General features: G+C 33.2%; 13 protein-coding genes. 6 read left to right on the top strand and 7 right to left on the bottom strand.

What is annotated here, in order from left to right:
* Together E0I26_RS16120 and E0I26_RS16115 are read right to left on the bottom strand one after the other, a co-directional pair.
* On the bottom strand, positions 1-1,029 hold a 1,029-nt coding region (locus tag E0I26_RS16120; protein WP_205728806.1), incomplete at its 3' end, for an autotransporter outer membrane beta-barrel domain-containing protein.
* Between the two features lie 420 nt (positions 1,030-1,449).
* A complete protein-coding gene (locus E0I26_RS16115; RefSeq protein WP_131917471.1) occupies positions 1,450-3,297 on the bottom strand; it encodes a CocE/NonD family hydrolase in 1,848 nt (615 codons plus the stop codon).
* 704 nt (positions 3,298-4,001) lie between these two features.
* On the opposite strand from E0I26_RS16115, the gene E0I26_RS16110 reads away from it, so the two are divergent.
* Both E0I26_RS16110 and E0I26_RS16105 read left to right on the top strand, forming a co-directional pair.
* On the top strand, positions 4,002-4,436 hold the full coding sequence (locus E0I26_RS16110) for a GNAT family N-acetyltransferase (protein ID WP_131917470.1): 435 nt from the start codon (positions 4,002-4,004) through the stop codon (positions 4,434-4,436).
* A gap of 35 nt (positions 4,437-4,471) precedes the next feature.
* Entirely contained in the window at positions 4,472-5,545 is a 1,074-nt protein-coding gene (locus E0I26_RS16105) for an alanine/ornithine racemase family PLP-dependent enzyme (RefSeq protein ID WP_131917469.1), read from the top strand.
* Between the two features lie 179 nt (positions 5,546-5,724).
* On the opposite strand, the gene E0I26_RS16100 is transcribed toward E0I26_RS16105, so the two are convergent.
* From E0I26_RS16100 to E0I26_RS16090, 3 genes are read right to left on the bottom strand one after another with little or no spacing between them, the layout of a single operon-like run.
* Positions 5,725-7,755 carry a protein-disulfide reductase DsbD family protein gene (locus E0I26_RS16100; protein ID WP_131917468.1) on the bottom strand — a complete coding sequence of 677 codons (2,031 nt, stop codon included), beginning with the start codon at positions 7,753-7,755 and terminating at the stop codon, positions 5,725-5,727.
* Positions 7,755-9,065, bottom strand: coding sequence for a tRNA lysidine(34) synthetase TilS (gene tilS, locus E0I26_RS16095; RefSeq protein WP_131917467.1), 1,311 nt, complete (start codon positions 9,063-9,065; stop codon positions 7,755-7,757). Before tilS ends, E0I26_RS16100 begins: the two co-directional genes overlap by 1 nt.
* A gap of 27 nt (positions 9,066-9,092) precedes the next feature.
* Positions 9,093-10,379 carry an anthranilate synthase component I family protein gene (locus E0I26_RS16090; protein WP_131917466.1) on the bottom strand — a complete coding sequence of 429 codons (1,287 nt, stop codon included), beginning with the start codon at positions 10,377-10,379 and terminating at the stop codon, positions 9,093-9,095.
* A gap of 142 nt (positions 10,380-10,521) precedes the next feature.
* Here E0I26_RS16090 and E0I26_RS16085 point away from each other — a divergent pair, with 142 nt between their 5' ends.
* The gene (locus E0I26_RS16085) at positions 10,522-10,926 is read left to right on the top strand and encodes a VOC family protein (protein ID WP_131917465.1); all 405 of its coding nucleotides are present in this window, start codon (positions 10,522-10,524) and stop codon (positions 10,924-10,926) included.
* A 38-nt stretch (positions 10,927-10,964) separates the two neighbouring features.
* Positions 10,965-11,345, top strand: coding sequence for a DoxX family membrane protein (locus E0I26_RS16080; protein ID WP_131917464.1), 381 nt, complete (start codon positions 10,965-10,967; stop codon positions 11,343-11,345).
* Positions 11,346-11,439: 94 nt separating this feature from the next.
* Here E0I26_RS16080 and lpdA read toward each other — a convergent pair whose 3' ends face one another.
* Together lpdA and E0I26_RS16070 are read right to left on the bottom strand one after the other, a co-directional pair.
* Positions 11,440-12,843, bottom strand: a complete 1,404-nt coding sequence (gene lpdA / locus E0I26_RS16075; RefSeq protein ID WP_131917463.1) for a dihydrolipoyl dehydrogenase — start codon at positions 12,841-12,843, stop codon at positions 11,440-11,442.
* A 150-nt stretch (positions 12,844-12,993) separates the two neighbouring features.
* Complete coding sequence (locus E0I26_RS16070; RefSeq protein WP_131917462.1) at positions 12,994-13,452, bottom strand: Lrp/AsnC family transcriptional regulator; 459 nt, start codon at positions 13,450-13,452, stop codon at positions 12,994-12,996.
* A 158-nt stretch (positions 13,453-13,610) separates the two neighbouring features.
* Here E0I26_RS16070 and E0I26_RS16065 point away from each other — a divergent pair, with 158 nt between their 5' ends.
* Positions 13,611-14,246: a MarC family protein gene (locus E0I26_RS16065; RefSeq protein WP_131917461.1), complete on the top strand. Its 636-nt coding sequence runs from the start codon at positions 13,611-13,613 to the stop codon at positions 14,244-14,246.
* 20 nt (positions 14,247-14,266) lie between these two features.
* Positions 14,267-15,493, top strand: coding sequence for an aminotransferase class I/II-fold pyridoxal phosphate-dependent enzyme (locus E0I26_RS16060; protein WP_131917460.1), 1,227 nt, complete (start codon positions 14,267-14,269; stop codon positions 15,491-15,493).
* The last annotated feature ends 334 nt before the right edge of the window (positions 15,494-15,827 follow it).

The following is a 15,827-nucleotide window of genomic DNA, read 5'->3' as shown; positions in this document are numbered from 1 at the left end:
ATTGACTACGGTTAAGGTCGCAGGCGTTACGGTCAGTGTTCCTGTTGCATTAGCCGTAAAATAATTCGTAGTGTTAGCAATACTTACCCCGACTTTATTTGCATAATTCCCTGCATTTTTTACTGCTGCAGGTATTGAAGCAAACGGAATAACTAAGGTTGCTACACCAGAGGCGTTAGTATTCGCCGAACCAAAAGCAGTTCCATTTAAAGTGAAATTAATTGGCAATCCAGCAACATTTAAATTTGTTGTTGCTGTTAAGGTAACACTTCCTCCGTAAACTCCAGATCCTGAAACTGCTGAAAAGGATGTAGTAGCTTTTGCTACCGTAAAACTTATTGAGACATTTTTACTCGCGTAAGGGTTATTACTTGGATCTCCTGCAAAATCCGCTTTTAATTTAGTACTTCCTGATGTGTAACTTCCTGCTGCCAGAGAAATACTTACAGTAGAGCTTGCAATACCATTAGCATCAGTTATACCGGATCCTAATGATGTTCCACCACCACTAAAAGTTATGGTTTTGCCCGGTATTGGGTTGCCATTGCCTACATAAGTTGGAGGCGACCCAGCACCGTTCTGGGTAAGTTTACTTGATATAATTACAATTGATCCGTAAACAACCGCCGAGTCAGTAGTGGGATCGGTTAAGCTTGTATTTGCATCCGTAAAATTCCGCGTTGCAACTAGCCCTGAGGTTTGCCCAGTAGCTGTTAGCAAAAAGGCAACGCCAATATGATTTATTTTTATTAAAAACTGGTTATTATAAATATTACCGTTGGAGTCGGCCACAACGGTCATGTCGTGTGGAAGCATACAAGTAGCCGGCTTGGGGGTTTCATCAAAATGCAACGTTACGGTTTCCCCCGGTGTCCATCTTGTACCGGTAATAATCACATACTCACCAGGAGCATAATCATCTTTATCGGTCGTAACCGTTGCCTGACCAAAAACGACACTAACAAAAAATAAATTTACAATTAAAAAGACAGTAGTTAAAAATCCTGATTTGAGTAGAAATGTTTTCATATTTATTGAATTTAAATAATAAAATAACGAATACTAAATGCCTAACTATAAAATGCAGAACCAATAGAATAAGATCTCTACCGATTTAAGTCTTTTTAACAAAAAAACATCGTTACAATCGTCTAATTTTCAAAAACTTAAATACTAAATTATGCAATTAAGAATACATTAATCTTATTTTTAATACATTTTCGATTAAAGGAATAAAAAAAACTACCAACGACATATTTTATATTTTTTTAGAAGAAATAAAAAATATAATTAAAAAACATATTGGCTTTTTAACGCTATTTTCTATTTTAATTATTAAAATTTTATGAAACCAATTAGAAAAAAAAACCTTTTGGATTTATAAATAAAAAGAGGCTGTCTTTACGGACAGCCTCTTTGGGTTTTGATATTTATATTTACTTTTTGTCTTTATTTTAAAACTGTAAACTCAATTTTTGAATCATTATAAATTCTATGGGTTTGTTTTTGAAAATCTTCTGGTTTTGCATAGAATATATTGTCTACAAACGTTTGCGGATTCAAATCAATAAATGGAAACCACGTGCTTTGAACTTGAATCTGGATTTTGTGTCCTTTTTTGAACGTATGAAAAACATCTTGCAACTTGATATTTACAGCCGTTTTCTCATTGACAACAAAAGGTTCCGGTTTTGAAAAACTATTTCTAAAACGCCCTCTCATTACCTCACTACGCACCATCATGTGGTAATTACTCATCTTTAAATAAGGAGCAACTTCTTTTGTCTCCGGTTCATCATTCGGGAAAACGTCAATTACTTTAACAATCCAGTCCGCATCAGTTCCTGTAGTAGAAACTTGCAATTTAGCCAAGATTTCACCAGCCAATGTAGAGTCGTCATTCAAAACCTCCGTTTCAAAAACTAACACATCAGGACGTCTCGCCGCAAAACGCTGATCATCCGTCATGTATTTTCTTGGCGTAAGCCCTTGTTGTTTGATATCCTCAGAATAAGGAACCGGTTTTTTAGGATTACTGATAAATTCTTCAAAGGCAAAATCCTTCTTTGCCATTTTTGACAATCGGTTATCTTGCAAAAAGAAATCTTGCTTTGCAGTATTTTGTGGAGGCCAAACTGCGAAAGTCTGCCACTCTTTTCTACCAGTATCAAAAACATAAGCTTCAGGTAATTTGTTTTCACCTTTACCATTATTTTTCAAGAAATGACGGAAGAAATTTGCTTCTATATTTTTTTGATAAAATCCAGAAATACTGTCACCAAAATTAATATTACCAATTACTTGTTTTGCAGAATTTCTAGCCCAATCTCCATGACTCCAAGGTCCCATAACAATTGTATTATAGTTTTTGCTGCTCTTTTCAATGGTACTATATGTATTTAAAGGACCGTATAAATCTTCTGCGTCAAACCAACCTCCTACTGTCATTACAGCTGGTTTGATATTTTTTAAATGTTGTAAAATTCCACGTTTTTGCCAAAAATCATCATAACTGGAATGGTCTTTCAGCTGTTGCCAAAATTCATCTTCTTTACCATAATACTTGTCTAAATTAGATAATGGTCCAGCATCCAAGAAAAACTGGTAATCATCATTAGTTCCCGTATTCGTGAATTTATACCAAGGTTCCGTAGTACGTTTTGTTTTTTGAGGACCAAATAATGGAGTTACTTTCCAATAGCTCAACAAATATGCTCCATTATGATGAAAATCATCAAAAAAGAAATCAGCGATACAAGCCTGAGGTGAAACTGCTTTTAATGCAGGATGATTACTCAACAAGGAATATGTCGCATAAAATCCCGGATAGGAAATACCCCAAGTTCCAACATTCCCGTTATTATGAGCCACATTTTTAACCAGCCAGTCAATGGTATCATACGTATCCGAAGCTTCATCGGTATCTTTTTTTCCTTTTTTATTTGGAATAAAACCACGCATATTGTCATATAAACCATCACTCATGAACCTCCCACGAACATCTTGGTACACCACAATATATCCCTCTTTCATCATGGTTTCACTGGGAGAAATATTTTTCTTGAACTGATTTTCTCCATAAGGACCAGAATTATAAGGCGTTCTTTGCATTATAATTGGATATTTTTTAGAAACGTCTTTTGGAGTGTAAATAGAAGTAAACAACTCTGCACCATCGCGCATCTTGATATGTACTTCCTTTTTAGTATAATTATCAGATACATAATTTGTTTTATTGTCTTGGGCAAACAGAATTGCACCAATAAAAAAAAGAGAAATACTTAATAGTTTTTTCATAAATTTATTGAATTTAAATAGTTTTTAAAGGTAAAAAATCTTACCAAATATAGTGTTCTTAATTTTTTTATTTTTTTACAAATCATGGTTCATGATTTGTAAAAAAATAAAAAAAGTCTTTAAACAATCAAATAGTATTTTATGATTGTTGTTCTTCTAAAAAATGAATTCAACGATACAATATTTAATGTTATTTTTTGTCTCAAAGACTTAAAATGTTACCTTTTCAAATTTAAATGCCATTTTTTTGACAAAAAGATTATTTTAACTTTTCGCTACAAAAACTAAAACAATATTTACTTCATAACAATATGATTTACAGAATATTGAAGCTATTTTTTACTTTTATTTTATTGTCAAAATGCTTAAAAAAAGCCCTTGATTTCTTTATAAAAAAGACAACATCTACACTTTAAGGGGGCTTTTTTGATAAATTTACCTTATATTTGCAAAATACCAAATTATTTTTTGCGATTAATAAAGTCTCTTTTTGTGAACTTTTAATCCAAAATAAAGATTCCTTGATTTCAGAAATCATTCTGAAAAATCATCTTTTTTTTGCAGTTTACTGCATCTTTTGCCTTTTGGAAAAATTCCATTTACAGGCTATTAAATAACCGAAAAAAAATAATACTCTCTGATTTTCTATTTAGAAAAATCAACAGTATTATTACAGCTCATATTTAACAATAAAATACTTTAAAATGGAATTCAAACAAATTAATGATACAACCAGAGAAGATACAATCTACACCAATCAAATTATAGCACTATTCCTGTATACCCATTTAGAGCAGTACGGCGACACCATTGAAGACATTCAAAAGTGTATCGATTACGTTATGAATCCCTACAAAGGCGGAAATATTGTGGTGGGAATAGACGATCAAAAAATTGTAGGTGTTGTAATTTTAAACAACACCGGAATGAAAGATTACATTCCAGAAAATATTTTGGTTTATATCGCTGTTGACAATAGCCAACGTGGCAAGGGTTTTGGAAAACAATTGATGCAAAAAGCCATTTCCATTACCGAAGGGAATATTGCATTGCATGTAGAACCTGATAATCCGGCAAAAAAACTATACGAGAGTTTAGGGTTTACCAATAAATACCTGGAAATGAGGCTAACTAAATAGTCTGTCTTCAAATAACTTGTTTTAAATTATCAGAAATGGCCTTCATAAAATTATATCGGAAAAAATTACAGGAAAATTATCATTTTTTAGACGAAACATTTAAATCTAGAAACATCCAATGGGGCGTAGTTTCAAAACTATTGTGCGGAAATAAAATTTATCTCAAAGAAATCATCGCTTTAGGAGTACGGGAAATTCATGATTCCAGAGTGAGTAACTTGAAGAAAATTAAAGGGCTAGATCCCGAAATTCAAACCGTTTATATTAAACCACCTGCAAAACGAAGCATCGAGAGTATTGTGCGTTATGCAGACATTAGTTTTAACACTGAAATCTATACGATACAATTACTTTCGGACGAAGCAGTAAAACAGAACAAAATTCATAAAATCATCATCATGATTGAAATGGGAGATCTTCGTGAAGGTGTTATGGGGGAAGAATTAATAGAATTTTATGGCGCAATCTTAAAAATGCCTAACATCGAAATATTAGGTATTGGCACCAATCTTAACTGTCTTAGTGGTGTAATGCCAACGCAGGATAAGTTGATTCAGTTGAGTTTATACAAACAATTAATCGAGGCTAAATTTAACATCAGTATCCCATTAGTTTCTGGAGGAACTTCCGTTGCGATTCCTTTGATCCTTAAAAACGCCCGACCTATGGCTGTGAATCATTTTCGAATAGGAGAAGCGCTCTTTTTTGGAAAAGATTTGTTTACAGGAAATACCATCGAAGGAATGCACAATGATGTTTTCAAATTATACGCTGAAATCATAGAAATCACCGAAAAACCTAATACACCAACAGGTGAATTAGGCGAAAATGTAGCCGGAAATTCTTTTTCAATGAATGATGTCACTGATTTAGGAATTACTTCACTCAGAGCCATTTTAGACATTGGTTTATTAGACATGCAGCCACAATACATCGAATCTGATGATACGGATATCACTATTGTGGATGCCAGTTCTGACATGTTGGTTATTGATATTTCAAATTCTAAAAAGAACTATAAAATTGGAGATTTAGTCGCATTCAAAATAAGATATATGGGCGCACTGTATCTTTTAAATTCTGATTATATCGAAAAAACAATCGAATAAAAGACCGTATTATTCACTACCGTTAATGATACAGTTTAAGTGACTTTACATTGATTTTATAGGTCAATATGTAACAAGTTTAAACACGAATTGCACTAATTTCCACGAATCAATTATTGGAAATTAGTGCAATTCGTGTTTAAATATTCGGTTCAATATTTGTGTCCAGACGCTAGGTATTATTTGGCCTTTTTAAATCGATCAATTCCTGCTCTTAACCATCCTTTGTAAGCATTGATATCTGAGTTATAACTTTCCGGTTTATCAGATAACATGTTCTCTTCTACATCTAAAACGATGTAATACGGTTGCGCATTGGCTTTGTATCTTGTGATTTGGAAATCACTCCATTTGTTTCCAACACTTACAATTTCTTTACCCGTTTCTTTAGATACGTATTGCTCGCTTTTTGGTAATTCTCTTTTATCATCCACATACAAGGAGATTAATACCACTTCCTCTTGTAATATTTTTAAAATAGCAGGATCAGACCAAACATAATCTTCCATTTTTCTGCAATTCACACAAGCATATCCTGTAAAATCAAGTAAAATGGGTTTGTTTACTGATTTGGCATAAGCCAATCCTTTTTCATAATCTTCAAAAGCGATAAGATCATGTGGTCCTAAATGTGCGCCTTCCGGCAAAATTTGAGCTGATGCATTCGAACCGCCTTTTGAGTTTCCTACTCCGTATGGACTTTCGCTATAGGTCATTGGCGGCGGGAAACCAGAAATTAATTTTAAAGGTGCTCCCCAAATTCCAGGAATCAAATATATTGTAAAGGCCAAAACTACTAATCCCAAAGACAATCTTCCCACCGAAATATGATTCATCGGGCTATCATGCGGAAGCGTAATTTTTCCGAATAAGTAGAATGCCAGCGTTCCAAAAATAGCGATCCAAATTGTCAAGAACACTTCTCTTTCCAAGAAATGCAATTGCAATACCAGATCTGCATTCGATAAAAATTTGAATGCCAATGCCAATTCTAAAAACCCTAAAACTACTTTAACGGTATTTAACCATCCGCCGGATTTTGGCAATGAATTCAACCAGCCCGGGAACATTGCAAACAACATAAAAGGTAAAGCTAAAGCCAATGAAAACCCAAACATTCCAATAATTGGGGCAATTCCGCCTTTGGAAGCTGCTTCCACTAAAAGTGTTCCTACGATAGGTCCCGTACAAGAAAAGGATACAATCGCTAAAGCCAAAGCCATGAATAAAATTCCAATTATTCCGCCTCTATCCGCTTGATTATCGACTTTATTAGCCCAAGAATTAGGCAGCATAATTTCAAAAGCACCCAAAAATGAGGCTGCAAAAACAACCAATAAAATAAAGAAAATAATGTTAAACCAAACATTAGTTGAAAGCGCATTTAATGCATCGGCACCAAAAATCCAAGTCACTAAAAAGCCTAAAACTACATAAATGAATATAATGGCAATCCCATAAATAATGGCATTTCTTATTCCTTTCGCTTTTGTTTTACTTTGTTTCGTAAAAAAACTTACCGTCATAGGAATCATCGGGAAGACACAAGGCGTAAGCAATGCGGCAAATCCAGATAAAAAAGCAATGAAGAAAATAGACCATAATCCTCTTTGAGTTTTCGGTTTCGAATCATGAGGAATCCCTTTTTCAGGAGTACCAACTTGCTCTTTAACTGTTTCATTTTGGGAAATTACAGTGTCAACTTTCGCAGAATCTATTTTCGTTAAATCAGTTACTACAGTAGCTATTTCTGCTGCTTTTGAACTTGCAGGAATCGCAAAAGTAAAATTTTTCTCTACGTTGATACAAACTTCTTTACAAACCTGATAATTAAAATCAACTTTAATCTCAGTAAGTTTCGGGTTTGTAATTGTGATTTCTTGTTGGATTTGAGCTTTCTTTTCGAAGAACGTTTCGTTAACTTCAAATATATCATTAAAAGCGGTTCTCGTCTTGCTTTCTTTGGCTTTACCAACTAAATTAAAGTTTCCTTTTTGATTTTTGAAAATGATTTCAAGTGGTAATGGTCCGCCGTCCGGGGTAAATTGTGAATACAAATGCCAATCATTTTCTATGACGGCATTGAAAGTAAGGATATAATTAGTCTCTGATTTTTTTTCTATTTTGGTAGTCCATTTTGCAGGATCAAGAATTTGGGCATTTCCATTGGCAAAAGCCAAAAAAGCAATAAGTAATAGTAGTTTCTTCATTATTCTAATTGTATTTTAAGTCTATTCTTTGTTGTATTTTCTATTCTAAAGCGTTCATCCTGACGAAGACCAATAATCCATACTATTTGATCATTCGAACATAAAAGCCAAGAGTTTTCTTTTTCTATTAATGATAATTTTTCATCTTTAAAAAGCTTACTCACTTTTTTGGATTTACCATTCATCCCAAAAGGTTGAAAACTATCTCCCTCGTTCCAACGGCGCAAAATCAACGGATATTGTAATTTATCAGCGTCAACAAAGATAGCGGAGTTGGTTGTTAAATTAATGTCGGCTACTTTACAAAACGTAAGATTTAAGGGAACTTTAACTTCTTTTTGATTTTCATTAATGAAATATTTTTCTTCGTTAATTTCGAAATTTATAGGACTCAAAATTAAAGAATCTCTGTCTTTCAATAATCGGTATTCTGGAGAAAAAATATATTTCCCAGATTGACTTTCGACCAAATCATAAATATCATCCCACGCCGAAAACTCAAATTCTTTCAGCCATTGGTACAAATACGATTTATAGTTCGGTAATTTTTTTAATTTCTTTAAATCAAAGTAAATATCATCCTCCTTTTGTTTTGCTACTTGCTGATAAATCATAATGGAAGCATCTTCAACCATGACTTGTGCTTCTTGCAAATACATTTGTGTTTTGTGAAACGAGGAAAGGAAATTTGGATTCAATTCCTTTAACATCGGAACCAGATGATGACGAATTTTATTTCGAAGGTATTTATCTGATGCATTACTGCTGTCCTCGCGCCATTGAATGTTATTTAATCTGGCATATTCTTCCATTTCCTCTTGGTTAAATGCCAAAAGTGGACGAATTACTTTTTCGTTCTGTTCCGGAATCCCTGTCAAACCTTCTAATCCTGTTCCTCGACTGAGGTTGATTAGGAAAGTTTCCAGATTGTCATCGGCATGATGTGCCGTACCAATATAGTCAAATTTTTCAGATTCCAATAATTCATAAAACCAGTTATAACGCAACTCGCGGGCTGCAACTTGCGTAGAAATTTTATAATCTTCAGCAAAAGCTTTGGTGTCAAATTGTGTTATAAATACCGGAATATCATTTGTAGCGGCATACTCCTGAACGAAATTTTGATCTTCAAAACTTTCCATTCCTCGCAATTGAAAATTGCAATGTGCGATTCCTATTTTATAATCTAATTGCTGAAACAAATGTACCATTACCATGCTATCTTTCCCGCCACTTGTAGCAAGAAGGATTTTTTTTCCATTCAAAAACTGGAAATTATGAAGAAGATGGTTTTGGAATTTCTGTAGCATGTTCAAATTTAATTAATTCATTTTGATTTAGCTTAAAACTTCTCGCATAGCTTTTGCTTTAAGTAAACATTCTTCATATTCCTTTTCAGGAATTGATTGTGAAGTGATGGCACTTCCAACTGAAAAAGAAACATATTTTTTTTCTTGATTGTATAAAATACTTCGGATAACCACATTGAAATCGAAATCTCCGTTTGGTGCAAAATACCCCACAGCACCGCTATATAAACCACGTTTTGTTTCTTCCAGTTTCTCAATGATTTTCATCGCCGAAATCTTTGGTGCTCCAGTCATACTTCCCATTGGGAAAGTTGTTTTTAGCACATCTACAGCGGAATATTGCACATCTAACTTTGAAGTTACTGTTGATATCATTTGATGCACTTGCAAAAAAGAATAAATGCCACATAACTCTTGTACTTCAACAGAACCTTTTTGTGCAGTTCGAGATAAATCATTGCGCACTAAATCCGTAATCATAATATTTTCGGCTCGTTCTTTCGGATCTAAAGCTAAGTCAACTCTTGAATTTTCATCTTCAATTGGATCTGAAAAACGTTTGGCAGTTCCTTTAATAGGTTGTGAAATAATAAGCTCTCCTTCTTTCTTTAAATAGCGTTCCGGCGTAGCCGAAAGTAAAAAATGATTGTTATTCTTAAAAAAAACGGCGAATGGAGGCTGAGAAATTTCGTTGAGTTTTATAAATTTTTCGATTGGATCTATAATTGCATTTTCAGCAAAAAACTCCATACAAAAATTAGCTTCATAAATATCACCTTGATGAATGTGTTCCAATATTCTTGAAACCTTTTCAAGATAATTCTCTTTCAGTATTCGTTGTTGAATTTCTATTGTTGCTTCAGTTTCGACTTTCGACTTTCGACTTTCGACTATATTTTCAAAGTCTTCCTCAACTTCATCATCACATATATTGAGATATTTAATTTCCAGTTGATTCCCTTTCAATAAAAACAGCTTCTTAGGTTGAAAAAAATACAAATCGGGAAAACCCAGCCCATCAAAATTTTTAGATTGTAATTGCTCAATGTCATTTTTTAAATCATACGATAAATAGCCAAAAAGCCAGTCTTTGGTAATTTGCTGGTATTGTTTTAAATCCTCAAAAGCATTGTGATAATCAGTCTTTATTGAGGTAAATGCATCAACCGCAAGAACGCAGTCATAACTGGAATAATTTTGCGGATAATCATTACTGTCCAAATAAATGATTTCTCGAAATTGTTGAGACCAAAATAAAAGTTGTTGTTTGAACTCTTTTGGATCAGAAATAGACTTGTAAATTGAAGTTCTCAAAAAGTATTGGTGTTTAAAATTCAAAATTACAACAAAAAATAAACCTTCAATAACTGATTATACTAAAATTAGTTTATTTTTTTGTAAATTTGATAGTGTATGTTAAATTTTGGATTCTTTTAATCGTTTAATCATTCTCATTATGGCTTCAAAAATTTTTATAAATTTAGCTGTTAAAGACCTAAAAAAATCAATTGATTTTTTTACTACACTTGGATTTTCTTTCAATCCACAATTTACTGATGAACATGCCACTTGCATGATTATAGGAGAAAATATTTTTGCGATGCTAGTTACTGAGCAACGTTTTAAAGACTTTACCAAAAAAGAAATTTGCAACGCCCATAAAAATACCGAAGTTTTACTTGCAATGAATGCTGATAATAGAGAAACAGTAGATGAAATGGTCAAAAATGCAGTTGATGCCGGTGGTTCAATTTATATGGAGCCACAAGATCATGGGTGGATGTACGGACATAGTTTTGCCGATTTAGATGGGCATCAATGGGAAATTTTCTACATGGATGAAAGTGCAATTCCCCAATAATTATTCTCAAATATGTAACCTCTAAAACACCATATACTATGAAAATCGCAATTATTATTATCCGAACCTTAATTGGACTTTTGTTACTTTATGCGTCTGTTAGCTTCTTTTTAAAACTAGCACCAGAACCCGAAGTTACTGGAAATTTCAAGGCTTTTAATGTAGGTTTAGTTGCATCTACTTATTTAATCCCGTTGGCAAAATCAATGGAATTACTTTGTGGACTATCCTTTATTACCGGACGATATGTTACATTAGCCAATATTTTGATATTACCTATAACCATAAACATTTTATTTATTAATTTTTTCTTGTCTCCTGAAGGAATACCTATTGCTGTTTTCTTATTTTTAGGAAATCTGTTTTTAATTTACAGTCATTGGGAAAACTATAAAGGTTTATTTGTGGCTAAAGGCTAAATAAACTAACCTCATAACAAATAAAGAAACCCGCTCAATTGAACGGGTTTCTTTATTTTAAAACGAAATTAATTATCTAATTTAGATTCCTAAATTATACATGCAAAGCTCTATTGTCAGTAGCCGCTAATGCAGCTTCTTTTATCGCCTCTGCAAATGTTGGATGTGCATGAGACATTCTTGAAATATCCTCAGCAGATGCTTTGAATTCCATAGCAGTAACTGCTTCGGCAATTAAATCCGCACAACGGGCTCCAATCATATGAACTCCTAAAACTTCATCTGTTTTAGCATCAGCAAGAATTTTCACAAATCCGTCTAAATCTCCACCTGCACGAGCACGTCCTAAAGCTTTGAAAGGAAAACTTCCTGCTTTATACTCTACTCCGGCAGCTTTCAATTGCTCTTCCGTTTGCCCAACTGCAGCCACTTCTGGCCAAGTATAAACCACTCCCGGAATTAAGTTATAATCAATATGTGGCTTTTGACCTGCTAATATTTCAGCAACCATAGCTCCTTCTTCTTCTGCTTTGTGCGCTAACATTGCTCCACGAACAACATCACCAATTGCATAGATATTAGGAACTGAAGTTTGTAAATGATCGTTTACTTCAACCATTCCTCTATCTGAGATTTTCACGCCTGCTTTATCAGCATTCAATCCATCTGTATAAGGACGACGCCCAACAGAAACTAATGAATAATCTCCTTCAAGAGTTATCGTTTCTCCTTTTGCATTTTCAGCTTGAACAACAACACCTTCGCCATTTCTTTCTACAGATTTCACTTTGTGTGAAACGTAAAATTTCATGCCTTGTTTTTTTAATACTTTTGTCAATTCTTTAGACAATGAAGCGTCCATTCCTGGGATAATTCTATCCAAATATTCTACAACAGAAACTTGCGCTCCCAATCGTAAATATACTTGACCTAATTCAATCCCAATTACTCCACCACCAATAATCACTAAATGTTTTGGAACCTCTTTAAGTTTCAATGCCTCTGTAGAAGTGATGATTCTTTCTTTATCAATTTTGATAAATGGTAAAGAAGATGGTTTTGAACCTGTAGCAATAATGATATTTTTAGCTTCGATAGTTTCAGAAGTTCCATCTGCTTTTGTAACAGCAACATGTGTCGCATCAACAAATGAACCCAATCCTTCAAGAACTGTAATTTTATTTTTGTCCATCAAAAATTTCACACCACCAGAAGTCTGGTCAACAACAGCTTGTTTACGTGCAATCATTTTTTCTAAATTCACTTTTACTTCACCAGAAACTTCAATTCCGTGATCTGCGAAATGTTTAATTTCACTAAAATGATGAGAAGAAGCAAGCAATGCTTTTGAAGGAATACAACCTACATTTAGGCAAGTTCCTCCAAGAGTGGAATATTTTTCGATAATTGCTGTTTTGAAACCCAATTGTGCACAACGAATTGCTGATACATATCCGCCTGGTCCAGAACCTATAATGACTACGTCAAATGAACTCATAGTATATTTTTTTATTGTGTTTTATAAAATGTTGCACAAAATTAAGGAATTAAGTTTTGTTTAAAGTTTAATTCAGAAGGTTTTTTGTTACGAATTTTTAGCAATTAACATTTACTTATCATTGAATACCGCTTAAAATTCACATTTATTCTAAATATCAACAACCGTGGTGTTTTTTACTTCGCTAATCATGAATGTGCTGTGCGTACTTCCAATATGCTGTAATGTGGTGAGTTTTGTAACCAAAAATTCCCGATAGGCTTCCATATCTTTTACTACTATTTTTAAGATATAATCGTAATCACCACTCACATGATGACATTCAAGGACTTCCTTAAGTTGTATCACTTCGCTTTCGAATTTGGTAAGAAACTCCTTGGTATGTTGTATTAATTTGAGATGACAAAAAACCACAAAACCTTTTTCGACTTTCGAACGATTGACTAACACTACGTATTTATCGATAATTCCTTCCCTTTCCAATTTTTTTATACGCTCGTAAACAGCAGTGACCGAGAGATTAAGTTTTAAAGAAAGTTCTTTGGTTGTTTTCTTGCTGTCGGATTGTAATAAAAAAAGCAGTTTTTTATCGATGGCGTCTAATGTCATTTTAGATATTTATTTGGTGAAAGGGTACAAAATTAATTAAAAATAGAAAATAAATCTATATAAAAGCTATTTTTTAGATAAAAAAACCAATTTATTAAAGCATCATTGATAATAATATATATATAAACTTATTTTACATAAAATTATCACTTTTAGCAATGAATGATTCATTCACTTTCGGACTTTTATGTCTAACCTCTTTTTTTACTTTAATCAATCCGTTGGGTACTATGCCTATTTTCTTGACAATGACCACCGATTTGACAGAAAAAGACCGAGCCAAAACTGCAAAAAAAGCCTCATTAGTTTCTTTTATCATCATTATTTGTTTTGCATTTTCCGGACAACTTCTCTTTAAATTTTTTGGGATTTCAGTAAATAGTTTTCGAATAGTTGGTGGTGTTATCTTTTTTATGATGGGTATGGACATGCTACAGGCAAGATTAAGTTCCGTGAAAATAAAAAAAAATGAAGTTCCAAATTACGTAAACGACATATCCATAACGCCACTTGCAATTCCTATGATTTGTGGTCCTGGCGCCATTACTAACGCAATTGTTTTAATGGAAGATGCTACTTCAATTTCTAAAATTTTAGTTCTTTTTTCTACCATTGCAATAGTTGTATTCATTACCTATTTGATTTTATTAAGTTCTTCAAAAATCATTAAAGTATTAGGACAAACTGGTGTTAATGTAATGATGCGATTAATGGGATTAATTGTTATGGTTATTGCTGTAGAATTTTTCTTTAGTGGATTAAAGCCAATTATTAAAGATATGTTTCAAAAATAAAAAAATAAATATTAATAATTATGAAAAATTTCAATCCCGCAGACAACATTCAGGATTTACAGTACTTTGGCGAATTTGGTGGCGTAAATCCATCGATTTCAGACTCATCAACCTATACTTTCTTATCGGCAAAAACAATGTTCGATACTTTTGAAGGCAATATGGAAGGCTGCTATTTGTATTCCCGTCATTCCTCCCCGAGTAATTTGTATTTAGACAAAGCCTTGGCAGCCATGGAAGGAACGGAAACAGCAAACGTTTCCGCATCAGGAATGGGAGCAATCACACCAACCTTGTTGCAATTGTGCGGTTCGGGCGATCACATCGTTTCCAGCAGAACAATTTACGGTGGAACCTATGCTTTCTTGAAGAATTTCACGCCAAGATTAGGCATTAAAACCACTTTTGTTGACATCACAAAATTAGACCTTGTGGAAGCTGCAATTACTCCGGAAACTAAAGTTTTGTACTGTGAGACGGTGAGTAATCCTTTACTGGAAGTCGCTGATATTAGTGGTTTGGCAAAAATTGCTAAGAGACACAATTTAACGCTTGTGGTTGATAATACTTTTTCACCCTTATCAGTTTCCCCTGCAAAATTAGGTGCTGATATTGTGATTCACAGTTTGACAAAATACATCAACGGAAGCAGTGATACTGTGGGTGGTGTTACATGTGCTTCTCAGGAATTTATTGATAGTTTAAAAAATGTGAATAGTGGCGCCAGTATGTTACTTGGTCCAACGATGGATAGTTTACGATCTGCCAGTGTAATGAAAAACTTGCGCACACTACATATTAGAATGAAACAACACAGTCATAACGCGATGTATCTTGCGGAGCGTTTTGAAAAAGACGGACTGAAAACGGTTTATCCTGGTTTGAAAAATCACCCAAGTCATGAACTGTATTCGTCAATGATTAATCACGAATATGGTTTTGGTGGGATGATGACCTTAGATGTTGGTACTTTGGAGAAAGCCAATGCATTGATGGAATTGATGCAAGCCAAAAATCTAGGTTATCTGGCAGTAAGTTTAGGATTTTATAAAACCTTATTCAGTGCTCCTGGAACTTCAACTTCTAGCGAGATTCCTATGGAAGAACAAATAGAAATGGGATTGACTGATGGTTTAATTCGGTTTTCCATAGGTTTAGATAATGACATTGAAAGAACGTATCAGATGATGAAAAAATGTATGATTGATTTAAATCTAGTAACACCCGAATCAATTTTGACAGAATAGTTTATTTATTTTATAATTTGAAAAAGCAGCAAAATATTTTGCTGCTTTTTTGTTGCCTAGTTTTTCGCAATTAAAAATGATTTATATCACCAAAAAACTATATAATACTAGAAATCAATATTTTAAAAAAAATTTAAAATTTAAAAAAAATTCTAGAAATAATTATATAGACAATAATTAGATGCAAATTCCACTGATATTCAATATTATTGATTTTTATCAATCAAACTACAATTTTAGTACTCAATAAATTTTAACCTCAATTACATATTAATAATTAAAAAACTTATAAACGCAAAAAATCCTCATCAAATTCATGATGAGGATTTAATAG

This window comes from Flavobacterium rhamnosiphilum (assembly GCF_004349195.1).
GTDB lineage: Bacteria > Bacteroidota > Bacteroidia > Flavobacteriales > Flavobacteriaceae > Flavobacterium > Flavobacterium rhamnosiphilum.
This window is presented reverse-complemented; position numbering and strand designations above follow the sequence as displayed.